Source organism: Streptomonospora nanhaiensis, assembly GCF_013410565.1.
Taxonomy (GTDB): Bacteria; Actinomycetota; Actinomycetes; order Streptosporangiales; family Streptosporangiaceae; genus Streptomonospora; species Streptomonospora nanhaiensis.
Genome location: NZ_JACCFO010000001.1, coordinates 3905513 through 3916810 on the forward strand (window position 1 = coordinate 3905513; position 11298 = coordinate 3916810).

Here is an 11298-nt window from a genome sequence, read left to right on the forward strand (position 1 = left end):
GCCTGTGGATAACTCTGTGGACAAGCCGGTGACCGCTGGTGATTCAGCCGCGGGATGCGCCCGCGACCTGCGACGACGCGCTCAGTGCCAGCGTGTGGACAAGATGATGCACGCGATGATGCCCGCGAACCCGATGGCGAGGTTCCACTCCGCCCAGTCGCGCATGTAGGGGATCGACGCCCCGGCGATGTAGTACACCGCGATCCACAAGACGCCGAACACGCCGCACGCGATCATCAGCGGTGCCAGCCAGCGCGGGCTGACCTTCGGCTTGGCCGCCGACGGCGGGGGCGTGTAGACGGCCTTCTTCTTGCGATCGTTGCGGGACTTGGGCACGGTCGCTGCTCCAAAAACGAATCGGCCGGAATGGACGCGTGACGGATGCTCCAGTCTACGCCCAGTCGGGTGGGGATGGGACGTCCGTAACACCCGTTAGTGCTACTGCAAGCCTACTGACCTGCGAAGACCGGTTCCAAGTCGGTCCGGGCCCCGGGTCGGGCACATCCGCGGCGGCGGACCCGCCCGACCCGGGCGGCGGCTCGACCGGCGGTCACTCGCCGGGCGGCCAGGGGAAGTCGGTGGGCCAGCCCGGCGGCGGCGAGGACTGCCCGGGCGGCGGCGAGGACTGGTCCGGCGGCGGAGTGCTGGGCTCCTCCTGCTCCTCGGCGAGCACCACGTTGACCGTGGTTCCGGGCTCGACCTCGGCGTTGGCACCGGGGTCCTGGCGGATCACCGTGTTGGGCTCGGCGTCGCTGGGCTCGCTGCTGAAGCTCGCCGACAGCCCGAGGTCGCCGAGCGCGCCCTCGGCCTCCTCGCGGCTCATGCCGCTCAGGTCGGGCACGACCGTGGGCTCCGGACCCGACGACAGCACCAGGTTCACCTGGCTGCCGGGGTCGGCGTTGGTGCCGGCGCGGGGGTCGGTGCGGATGACCTGGCCCTCGGGGACGGAGTCGGAGGGTTCCTCGGTGGTGTCGCCCACCTCGAACCCGGCGTCGTCCAGGGTCTGCGCCGCGGTGTCGCGGTCCTGCCCGCTGACGTCGGGCACCTCCTGGGAGCCCGGCCCCGTGGAGACCAGCAGCGTGATGGTGCTGGTGGGGCTGCGCTCCTCGCCGGCCGGCGGATCGGTGCCGATGACATCGCCCTCGGGGATCTCGTCGTGGTTCTGCTCCCGGGTCTCGATGGCGTCGGCCTCGAAGCCCGCGTCGGTCAGCTCGGCGCGGGCCTCCTCCTGGCTCATGCCCTCGACGTCGGGGATGGCGATGCTGTCGGCGTTGGGCTGGTTGAACAGCCACACCGCGAACCCCAGGGCGGCGACCACGAGCACGGCGAGCACGATCCACAGCGCGTTGCGCCGCCCCACGCCCTCGTCGCGGTCGTCGTAGTCGTCGTAGCGGTCGTCGTCGTAGCGGTCGCGCCGGTCCTCGACCGGCGGCAGCGCGGTGGTGGACCCGGCGGCCATGGCCATGGTGCGGGCCTCGGTGGGCAGCCCCTGCAGCCCGCGCTGGATGTCCTGGCGCATCTCCTCGGCCGACTGGTACCGCTCCTCGCGGTCCTTGGTCATCGCGCGCAGGGTGATGTCCTCAAGCCAGGTCGGGATCTCGGGGTCGACCTGGGTGGGCGGCACGGGCTGCTCGCGCACGTGCTGGTAGGCGATGGACACCGGGGAGTCGCCGGTGAACGGCGGCCGGCCGGTGAGCAGCTCATAGAGCACGCAGCCGGTGGAGTAGATGTCGCTGCGGGCGTCGACCCGCTCGCCGCGCGCCTGCTCGGGCGAGAGGTACTGCGCGGTTCCGATGACCTGGGAGGTCTGGGTCATCGTGGCCTGGTTGTCGTTCATGGCCCGCGCGATGCCGAAGTCCATCACCTTGACCTCGGCCTGGCGGGTCAGCATGACGTTGGCCGGCTTGATGTCGCGGTGGACGATCCCGTTCTGGTGGCTGTACTCCAGCGCGCGCAGGATGCCGTCGGTGACCTCGGCGCAGCGCTCGGGCAGCAGCCGGCGGTCGTCGTCGAGCAGCTCCTTCAGGGTGCGGCCGTCGACGTACTCCATGATGATGTACGGGATCGACAGGCCGTCGACCACGTCCTCGCCGGTGTCGTAGACCGCGATGATCGAGGGGTGGTTCAGCGAGGCCGCGGACTGCGCCTCGCGCCGGAACCTCGCCTGGAAGGTGTGGTCGCGGGCCAGGTCGTGCCGCAGCGTCTTGACGGCCACCATGCGGTCCAGCCGCAGATCACGGGCGCGGTAGACCTCGGCCATGCCGCCGCGCCCGATGACCTGATCGAGCTCGTAGCGGCCACCGAGTAGCCGTGGCTGAGACATGTCGTGAACAGTTCCTCGTCATCTCCGCGGCGCGCGGGGGTCCCGCGTCGCCTGGCGAGTGGTGGTCCGCCGCACCATCGCGGTCAGTTCTGGCCCGTCTCCCCTCCGCGGCCGGACTCGTCGCCTTCGTCATCGGGGACGGGAGGGTTCACGGGGGGTGTCCCCCCGTCTCCCGGCTCCTCCGTGGCCGTGTCGTCCGGCTCGGGTGGGAGGTCGGTGGAGTCGTCGTCCTCGGCCGGCGGCGAACTCGGCGGTGTCGAGGCCGGCGCGCTGGGCTCGGAGTCGTAGTCGGTGGAGCCGCCGCCGCCCCACTCGGTGCCGTCGGTGCCGGGGTCCTGCTCCACGGTCTGGCTCTCCTGCGGCGACGGCTCCCCGTTGTCGCTCGGGGACGCCGAAGGACTGGAGCCGGGGTTGCCGGTGGTGTTGGCCTCGGGATCCTGCGATCCGAAGATCCGACCGGCCCAGACCACGCCCAGGACCAGCACCGCGGTGGCCGCCACGGCCGCGAGGACCATGGGCAGGCTCGCCCGCCGGCTGTCCGAGGCGCCCCGGGTAACCCTATCCGACGACCGCCCGCCGCCAGGGGTGGACGCGGACGTGCCGCGGTTTCCGCCCACGGGGGTGAACCTGCTCGGCGCGGTGGCGGCGCCGGCGACCATGGTCTGCGCGGGATCGGGCAGGTCCATGGCGGTGGTGGCGCCGCCCTGGTCGGCGCTCATGCCCAGGCGCAGCCGCTGCGCCGCGGCCGCGACCTCCCCGGCCGAGCCGGGGCGGTCGTCGGGGGCCTTCTCCAGCAGCTGCGCCACGAACCCGGCCACCGGGTCGGGCACGTGGTCGGGCAGCGGCGGGGGGTCGTCGCGGGTGTGGGCCAGGGCCAGGGCCAGGGGGGTGTCGGCCGTGAACGGCGGCTCCCCGGCCAGGCACTCGTAGGCCACCACGCCCAGCGCGTAGAGGTCGGAGGCGAACGTGGCGGGGCGGCCGGACGCCTGCTCGGGCGAGATGTACTGCGCCGTGCCCATGACCATGCCGGTCTGGGTGAGGGTGACCGACTCGTTGCCGCGCGCGATGCCGAAGTCGGTCAGCTTGACCGTGCCGTCCTTGGTGACCAGCAGGTTGCCCGGCTTGATGTCGCGGTGCACCACCCCGCGCGCGTGGGCGGCCGCCAGCGCGGCCGCGGACTGGCCCACGATGTCGAGGGTGACGCTGGGCTCCAGGCCGTTGTTGCGGCGCAGGATCGACGACAGCGGCTCGCCCAGCACCAGCTCCATGATCAGGTACGCGCGGCCGTCCTGCTCGCCGTAGTCGTAGACCTGCGCGATGCCGGGGTGGGACAGGCCCGCGGTGATCCGGCCCTCGGTGCGGAACCGTTCGCGGGCCGTGGGCTCGGCCATCTGCGCCGGGTGCAGCAGCTTGACCGCGACCGGGCGGTTGAGCAGGGTGTCCTCGGCTCGCCAGACGGTACCCATACCGCCCGAGCCGATCTGCTCCTCCAGCCGGTAGCGGCCGCTGAGCACCGTGCCCGCGAGGGAATCCGCCCCCGTGGGCTCGGGGGCGCCCGGGTCGTTGTCGCTCACTCGTTGATCACAGCCTCCATGATCTCCCGCGCGATCGGCGCGGCAAGGGTGCCGCCGCTGCCGCCGCCGTGCTCGACCACGACCGCCACGGCGACCTGGGGGTCGTCGGCCGGTGCGAAGGAGATGAACCAGTTGTGCGTGGGGCCGCTCGCGGTCTCGGCGGTTCCGGTCTTGCCGGCGACGTCGATACCGGGGATCTGGGCCGTCGGCCCCGACGCCTCGTCGCCCGCGGTGACGCCGATCATCATCTCGGTGAGGTCGGCCGCCGTCCCGGGGCTGATGGCGGTGGAGTACACCTCGGGCTGGGCGGAGTCCACCTCCTCAAGGTTGGAGTTGCGCACCGACTCCACCAGGTAGGGCTTCATGACGTCGCCGTCGTTGGCCACGCCGGCGGCGACCATGGCCATCTGCAGCGGGGTGGCCTCGATGTTGGCCTGGCCGATCCCGCTCCGGCCCAGGATATTGGGATCGGTCTCCAGCGGGGACAGGGATTCGGTGACCGGCAGCGGGATTTCCATGTCGCCCTGGTTGAACCCGAACGCCTCGGCCTGCTCCTGCATGGCCTGCCCGCCCAGCTGGATCGCCCAGTTGGCCATGGAGGTGTTGCAGGAGATCTCGATGGAGTGCGCCAGGGAGTCGGGCGCACCGTTGTTGCACGGCCCGCCCCAGGCGTTGGGCAGCGGCGCGCCGAGGTCGAGGGTCTCGGGCGCGTCGATGGTGGAGTCGGGGCTGGCGCCGTTCTCCAGGGCCGCCGCGGCGGTGACGATCTTGAAGGTCGAGCCCGGAGGGTAGCGCTGGTTGAGGCCGCGGTTGAGCAGCGGCTGCTGCTCGGCGGCCTCAAGGTCGGTCCAGTTCTCGGCGGCCTGGTCGGTCTCGGTGACGCTGGCCACGCTGTTGGGGTCGTAGGAGGGGTTGGAGTAGGAGGCCAGCACCGCGCCGGTGGCGGGGTCGAGCGCCACGGCCGCGCCGTTCTTGCCCAGCGCCTCAAGGCCCTCCATGGCGGCCTGCTGGGCGTCGGCGTTGATGGTGAGCGTGACGTCGGCGCCCTTGGGCTCCTCGCCGGTGAGCATGTCGCGGAAGTTGTTCACCGCCAGCGACTCGTGGGAGCCGTCGAGGAAGGAGTTCTCGGCGGCCTCGATGCCGGTGGCCGAGCCGGCGCGGAACGCGCCCACAACCGGGGCGTAGAGCTGGCCGTTCTCGTAGACGCGCTGGTACTGGTCGCTGTCGCCGCCGACGGGCTCGGAGTAGGCGACCTCCTGGCTGCCCACGCGGATCGAGCCGCGGTGGGTGTTGAGGCTCTCGGCGAACTGCCGGCGGTTGAACGGGTGCTCGCGGAGGTCCTCGGCGGCGAACGCCTGGATGTAGGAGACGTTCAGCAGCAGCACGCCGAACAGCGCCAGCGCGAAGATGGAGAGGCGGCGGATGGGCTTGTTCATCGCTGGATCACCTGGGTCGCGCCCTCGTCCTGGATGGCCTGCGGAGCGGGCTTGCGTGCGTTGTTGCTCATGCGCATCAGCAGGGCGACCATGATCCAGCTCGACAGCAGGGCCGAACCGCCCTTGGCGACGAACGGGATCGTGGCACCGGTCATGGGGATCACCCGGGTGACACCGCCGATGACGACGAAGGTCTGGAAGGCGATGAGGAAGGAGATCCCCGACGCGAACATCTTGATGAAGAGCTCCTTGGACGCCAGCGCGATGCGCATGCCGCGCTCGACCAGCAGCGCCAGCGCCATCAGCATGACCATGATCCCGGCCAGGCCCAGCTCCTCGCCGAAGGCGGTGAAGATGAAGTCGTTCTGGACCTCGGGGACGTAGCCGGGCTGGCCGCCGCCCAGGCCCGTGCCGGTCATGCCGCCCTCGGCCAGCGCGAACAGGCCCTGCACGAGCTGCTGGCTGTTGCCGGAGGTCACGCAGAAGGACTCGGGGTTGGCCAAGGCCTCGTCGGTGCAGAACACGTCGGGGCGGAAGGCGTCGAGCCAGGTGACCATGCGGACGCGGAAGTGCGGCACGAACGGGTAGATGGCCGCGCACGCGCCGAAGAACGCGGTGAGCCCGATGACGATCCAGGAGCCGCGCTGGGTGGCCACGTAGATCATGGCCAGGAAGGTGCCGAACAGCATCAGCGAGGTGCCGAGGTCGTTCATCAGGATGACCAGCACGATGATGCAGAAGCCCCACATGACCGCCATGGGCGCGGTGTCGCGCATGCGCGGCAGGTCGAGCACCTTGACGGGGCCGATCTTGATCTGCCGGCTGGCCAGTGCGAGCACGTCGCGCTTGGTGACCATGTAGCCCGACAGGAAGACCACCAGGGCGATCTTGGCGAACTCCGAGGGCTGCAGCGAGGTGAACCCGAAGTTCACCCACTGCCGGGCGCCGTTGATCTCGCTGCCCAGCGGGGTCAGCGGCAGCAGCAGCAGGAACACCGCGCCCACCGCCATGATGTAGGGGTAGCGCTGGAGGGTGCGGGGCTCCTTGAGGAAGTAGATGATCCCCGCGAACACCACCATGCTGGCGGCGGTCAGGATGAGCTGGTCCATGGCGCTGGCGCGCGAGGTGTCGCCGGTGGCCTCGCCCAGCCGCCACAGCATGGCGATGCCCAGGCCGTTGAGCAGGGTGGCCAGGGGCAGCAGCAGGGGGTCCGACCAGGGCGCGAAGAACCGGATGAAGAAGTGCGCCAGGATCGCCAGGCCGCCGAACAGCCCGCCGTAGAGGAACAGGCTGGGCGGCATCTCGTTGTTGCGGGTGAGGCCGGCCTCGATCATGGCGTAGAGCGTCAGCGCGATCGCGAACAGCGTCATGACGAGTTCGGCGTTGCGCCGCTTGACCGGCGGAAGCGCCGTGGGGGCCTCGGCCGCCGGCGGGCGCTTGGTCGGGGTCGAGAGCGTCACGTCAATCCCCTCCCAGCGGGATCTGGACGGCGTGTCCGACGGCGGCGCCGGGAGACGGGGTGGCCTCGCCGCCCTGCCCGCCCGGTCCGTCCTGGCCGTTGCCCTGGTCCTGCTGCCGGCCGCCGGCGGGCCGGCCCTCCAGGCCGCAGGAGTCGGGGTCGGCCGAGCAGGAGTCGGCGGTCTCGCGCAGTTCGGCGATGCGGCCGTCGGCTTCGTCGCGGCTGTCGAGGGGGATGGTGGAGTTGACGGCGTTGCGCTCGGTCTCGGGCAGGCCGTCGATGGGGATCTGGGTGTCCTCGATCTGCTCGGCGAGGTCGTAGCCGGCGACGTCGGTGCTCAGGCCCTGGTAGAGGGCCACGGTGTCGCCGTTCTCGGAGGGGCCGAGGAAGTACTGGCTGCTGAGGTAGCGCGTGCCGAAGTAGTAGCCCGCGCCGGCGATGATCGCGACGAGCACCACGAAGGCGATGATCATGGGCCACCAGCTGCGGGTGCGGCGCTCGGGCTCGTCGGGCTCCTCGGGCGGCGGCTCGAAGGCGGGGACCCGCGCCATCTCGGCGGTGTCGCCGGCGCCGCGGTTGAGGCCCTGGGCGCGCCCGGCGGGGGTGTCGGGGGTCATGACGGGTTCGCGGCGCTGGTCGGCCGCGCCCACCACGGCGGGCTCCTGGGTGGGGCCGCCGGGGTCGGTGGCGGTGTCGATGACGTCGGCCACCACGGCGGTGATGTTGTCGGGGCCGCCGCCGCGATTGGCGAGGTCGATCAGGCGGCGGGCGGCGGCGTCGGGATTGCGCTCGGTGGCCAGGGTCTCGCGGATGGTCTCGGGGCTGACCACGCCGGAGAGGCCGTCGGAGCAGAGCAGGTAGCGGTCGCCGACGCGGGCCTCGCTGATGGAGATGTCGGGGTCCACCTGGCTGCGGCCGTCGAGCGCGCGCAGCAGCAGGGACCGCTGGGGGTGGGTGGCGACCTCCTCCTCGGTGATCTTGCCTTCGTCCACCAGGGTCTGCACGAGGGTGTGGTCGTGGGTGATCTGCCCGAACTCGTCGCCCCGCAGCAGGTAGGCGCGGGAGTCGCCGACGTGGATCATGGCGACGCGCGCACCCGACCACAGCATGGCGGTTAGGGTGGTGCCCATGTTCTCCAGCCGGGGCTCCTCCTTGACCCGCTGGGCGAGCAGGTTGTTGGCGTGCTCGACCGCCTGCTGGAGGGAGCCCACCATGGCCTCGGTCGTGGGGACGTCCTCGTCCAGGGTCATCAGCGTCGAGATCGCGATGGCGCTCGCGATCTCACCGCCCGCATGTCCGCCCATTCCGTCGGCGACCGCGAGGAGGTACGGGCCGGCGTAGGCGGAGTCTTCGTTGCCTTCGCGGAGGCATCCTACGTCGGAGTACGCCGCGTATCGGAGAGCGATTGTCATTTGCGCAGTTCCAGGACGGTTTTGCCGATGCGGATTGGTTGTCCGACCGAGATTGGCTGGGGGTGGGTCAGCCGCTGCTGGCCCAGGTAGGTGCCGTTCGTCGAACCGAGGTCCTCAACGATCCAGCGGCCGTTGTCGGAGAAGATCCGGGCGTGCCGACCCGAGGCGTAGTCGTCGTTGATGACGAGCGTGGCGTCGTTGGCCCGGCCGATGATGATCGGCTGCTGGGGGGAGAGGTTGAGCGAGGTGCCGGCGAGCGGACCCTTGGTGACCACGAGGGAGCGCGGTTCGTTGCGGCGGCCCTTGGGGGCGCGCGGGGAGCGTGCGGGGCGCGGGGCACGGGTATCGGCGGGGGCGCGCCGTTCGGAGCGCTTGCGCTTGGACTTGCTCTTTGCGGGGCCGAGGAGGTCGGTTCGGATGACTCCGACCGCGAAGATCACGAACAGCCACAGCACGCAGAGGAACGTGATCCTGATCAGCATGAGGGTCAAGTCGGACATTGAACTGCTCTTCAGCCCCTGTCGTGCTCCGGCGAGGTGGCGGTCGTCGTCAGCCGCCACCGCGTCTACTGGCGTCGAACCCTAGGAGATCGTGGCGGAAAAGCCCAACGATCTCAATGGAGGGATTCATCGGGATCGATCGCCCTGTTCAGGCCGCCGGGGCCGTGGGCTCCGGCCGACGCGTGGACGGGTGGTGGGAATCGCTTCCTTGTGTGACGCCACGGGAGCGGGTTTGGTTGCGGATGGGTTGGCGGGGCGGTCAGTCCCGACGGAAGGTCATCGTGGTGCGGCCCAGGCTGATCCGGCTGCCGTCGACCAGGCGGGCGCGTTTGACCTGCTGGCCGTTGACGAACGTGCCGTTGGTGGAGCCGAGGTCGACGAGGACTGCTTCGTCGTCCTCGACGCGGATCTCGGCGTGGTGGCGCGAGACGCCGTTGTCGACGAGGCGCAGGTGGCAGTCGGTACCCCGGCCCAGCAGGGTGACCTGGGTGTTGAGGACGAAGGACTGCTGCATGCCCTGGCTGGCGGGCGAGCCCTCGGCCGTGGCGCCGCCGGGGGAGATCAGCAGCCGGGGGTGGCCCTGGGCGTCGGCCGGGTTGCGCGGCTGGTCGGCGACCGAGGTGCGGATCTCGCCGCTCTCGACCGTGGACCCGCGGATCACGCCGGAGCGGATCCGGAACCGGCCCATCTGGAGATCGGCTTCGGACTTGAAGTGCACGCGCACCGGACCCACGAAGGAGTAGCCCTGCTCCGTGGCGTAGTCGCGCGCCAGTTTGGCGAGTTCCTGGCCGATGGTGTCGGCCAGGGCGTCCATGTGCTCGGCGTCCTCGGCGGAAAGCTCCACCACGAAGTCGTTGGGCACCAGGGTCCGGCCCTGGGCGACGATTGCGGCGCGCTCGTCCATTTCACGCTGGACGGCGCTGGCGATCTCGACGGGTTCGAGCTTGGACTTGAAAGCACGGGCGAAGGTGCCTTCGATCATGCCTCCAAGCCTGCGCTCGAAGCGTTGGAGCACTCCCACGAGGTACCTCCCTTACTCCACTCCGCATGTACTGACGATCGTAACCGGGTTGCCGTGCCCTTGGACTCACGCGCGCCCCTCCCTGTGGATATCGGGGCGAACGGGTCGGTCCGGGGAGCGCGGAGCGGAGCGCCGCGGCGGGCGGAAAAGCGTGCACGACCTATGCCGGGACCGTGCTAGCCTGGTGTCTGTCGCCAGGCGATGACGCCGGATCCCCGGACCGGCGGTCGGCGCAGCCACCAGGTGTGAGATCGCGTTTGAACACACTGTCGGCATGTGCCAGCATATGCAAGTCACTCGGGCGGGTGGCGGAACGGTAGACGCGCACGGTTCAGGTCCGTGTGTCCGAAAGGATGTGAGGGTTCAAATCCCTCCTCGCCCACTGGAGACCGGTTCTTTCACCGGATTCTCCCGGAGCCATCGATGAGCCCCGCCGCTGCACGCGGCGGGGCTCATCGCGTTTCTCCGTTTCCCCGTTGTTCGCTGCGTACTGGCGGCCCCGCCCTTCGGTGTTCCTCCGCGGTTCTCCGCTGGTTTCCCCGATGTCTTCGGTGCCGGCCGCGCGTGCCGATATGCCGACATGCCGGTACGCGGGTGCGGCGGCGCCCGCGACTAGGGGGCAAGGACCGCGCCCATGGTGTCGTAGCGGTCGATCTCGCAGCCGCCGGAGCGGGTGAACTCGGTGTCGACCTCGGTGCCCTCGACGTGCCCCTCGACCCGCGCCACCTGCGGGCCGCCGTAGATGAAGGTGCACGGCTGGTTGTCGGGGACCTCGGCGAAGGCGTCGGCGCCCCCGGCGTCGGCCAGGTCGGCGCAGGCGGCCTCGGGGTCGGGGTGGTCGCCGCCCGCCGGGGAGCAGGTGAGCGTCCAGTGCGCGGGGTCGGGCGGCGCCGACGAGGCGGCCCCGCTCTGCGCCGCGTCCGGCTGGGCGGATTCGTCGGCGGTGATGTGGATGGTCAGTTCGGTGTCGGGCGTGTGGGCGCCCGGCGACCCGCCGGAGCCCTCGGCACCGGGGCCGGGCTCCGTGCGGACCTCGTCGGCGCCGCATCCGGCGGTGAGCAGAACGGCGGCCGCCAGCGCGGTCGCCGGGATGAGCGTGCGCATACCCTGTTCGACGTGGCGCGGCCCCGACCGGTTCCCTCCGTGTCGCCGCGGCCACGCAAGGTCGCCGAAGGCCGGCGGCGCGGGGGCACCCCCGCCCCGGCCGGCCCGCCAGGTCTAAGGAGAGCCCGCGTGTTCGCTGAGAGTGTGCCTGTCGTCGAGGTCAGCACCGTGCCGCCGGACGGGTTCGTGCTCGACGTCCGCGAGGACGACGAATGGCGCGCCGGGCACGCGCCCGACGCCCTGCACATCCCGCTGCACCAGCTCCCCGAGCGGGCCGCCGAGGTGCCCCGGGACCGCCAGATCTACGTGGTGTGCCGGATCGGCGGGCGCTCCGCCCAGGCCGTCCAGGCGCTCAACGACGCCGGGTGGCAGGCGGCCAACGTCGCAGGCGGCATGCAGGCGTGGGCGCTGGCCGGGCGCGGCATGGTCAGCGAGACCGGCGCCGATCCGAAGGTCGTCTGAGCCCGCC

The 11298-nt window shown here is 71.1% G+C and carries 10 protein-coding genes and 1 tRNA gene; 2 read left to right on the forward strand and 9 right to left on the reverse strand.

The window, feature by feature from the left end:
• Positions 1-81 precede the first annotated feature (81 nt).
• The 8 genes from HNR12_RS17105 to HNR12_RS17140 form a co-directional block, all read right to left on the reverse strand.
• Positions 82-336, reverse strand: coding sequence for a cell division protein CrgA (locus HNR12_RS17105; protein WP_179768507.1), 255 nt, complete (start codon positions 334-336; stop codon positions 82-84).
• A 214-nt stretch (positions 337-550) separates the two neighbouring features.
• A complete protein-coding gene (gene pknB, locus HNR12_RS17110) occupies positions 551-2323 on the reverse strand; it encodes a Stk1 family PASTA domain-containing Ser/Thr kinase (protein WP_179768509.1) in 1773 nt (590 codons plus the stop codon).
• An 83-nt stretch (positions 2324-2406) separates the two neighbouring features.
• Positions 2407-3897: a serine/threonine-protein kinase gene (locus tag HNR12_RS17115; protein ID WP_308118676.1), complete on the reverse strand. Its 1491-nt coding sequence runs from the start codon at positions 3895-3897 to the stop codon at positions 2407-2409.
• Positions 3894-5333 (reverse strand): peptidoglycan D,D-transpeptidase FtsI family protein, encoded by a 1440-nt coding sequence (locus HNR12_RS17120; protein ID WP_179768511.1) that lies wholly within the window; start codon positions 5331-5333, stop codon positions 3894-3896. The genes HNR12_RS17115 and HNR12_RS17120 overlap by 4 nt, the downstream gene beginning before the upstream one ends.
• Complete coding sequence (locus HNR12_RS17125; protein WP_179770672.1) at positions 5330-6703, reverse strand: FtsW/RodA/SpoVE family cell cycle protein; 1374 nt, start codon at positions 6701-6703, stop codon at positions 5330-5332. The genes HNR12_RS17120 and HNR12_RS17125 overlap by 4 nt, the downstream gene beginning before the upstream one ends.
• Positions 6704-6794: 91 nt before the next feature.
• Complete coding sequence (locus HNR12_RS17130; protein WP_179768513.1) at positions 6795-8204, reverse strand: Stp1/IreP family PP2C-type Ser/Thr phosphatase; 1410 nt, start codon at positions 8202-8204, stop codon at positions 6795-6797.
• Positions 8201-8704, reverse strand: coding sequence for an FHA domain-containing protein FhaB/FipA (locus HNR12_RS17135; protein WP_179768515.1), 504 nt, complete (start codon positions 8702-8704; stop codon positions 8201-8203). Before HNR12_RS17135 ends, HNR12_RS17130 begins: the two co-directional genes overlap by 4 nt.
• A gap of 259 nt (positions 8705-8963) precedes the next feature.
• Positions 8964-9725 carry an FhaA domain-containing protein gene (locus HNR12_RS17140; protein ID WP_443729148.1) on the reverse strand — a complete coding sequence of 254 codons (762 nt, stop codon included), beginning with the start codon at positions 9723-9725 and terminating at the stop codon, positions 8964-8966.
• A gap of 299 nt (positions 9726-10024) precedes the next feature.
• On the opposite strand from HNR12_RS17140, the gene HNR12_RS17145 reads away from it, so the two are divergent.
• Positions 10025-10107 (forward strand) — tRNA-Leu (locus HNR12_RS17145).
• Between the two features lie 230 nt (positions 10108-10337).
• Here the strand turns inward: HNR12_RS17145 and HNR12_RS17150 are convergent.
• Positions 10338-10829: an SSI family serine proteinase inhibitor gene (locus HNR12_RS17150; protein WP_179768517.1), complete on the reverse strand. Its 492-nt coding sequence runs from the start codon at positions 10827-10829 to the stop codon at positions 10338-10340.
• Positions 10830-10958: 129 nt separating this feature from the next.
• On the opposite strand from HNR12_RS17150, the gene HNR12_RS17155 reads away from it, so the two are divergent.
• The gene (locus HNR12_RS17155; protein WP_179768519.1) at positions 10959-11291 is read left to right on the forward strand and encodes a rhodanese-like domain-containing protein; all 333 of its coding nucleotides are present in this window, start codon (positions 10959-10961) and stop codon (positions 11289-11291) included.
• Positions 11292-11298 lie beyond the last annotated feature (7 nt).

Bases quoted from the DNA above. Each gene is read 5' to 3' on its own strand.
- HNR12_RS17130 (WP_179768513.1), bottom strand. From the start codon at position 8,204: ATGACAATCGCTCTCCGATACGCGGCGTACTCCGACGTAGGATGCCTC.
- pknB (WP_179768509.1), bottom strand. From the start codon at position 2,323: ATGTCTCAGCCACGGCTACTCGGTGGCCGCTACGAGCTCGATCAGGTC.
- HNR12_RS17135 (WP_179768515.1), bottom strand. From the start codon at position 8,704: ATGTCCGACTTGACCCTCATGCTGATCAGGATCACGTTCCTCTGCGTG.
- HNR12_RS17150 (WP_179768517.1), bottom strand. From the start codon at position 10,829: ATGCGCACGCTCATCCCGGCGACCGCGCTGGCGGCCGCCGTTCTGCTC.
- HNR12_RS17125 (WP_179770672.1), bottom strand. From the start codon at position 6,703: ATGACGCTGTTCGCGATCGCGCTGACGCTCTACGCCATGATCGAGGCC.
- HNR12_RS17120 (WP_179768511.1), bottom strand. From the start codon at position 5,333: ATGAACAAGCCCATCCGCCGCCTCTCCATCTTCGCGCTGGCGCTGTTC.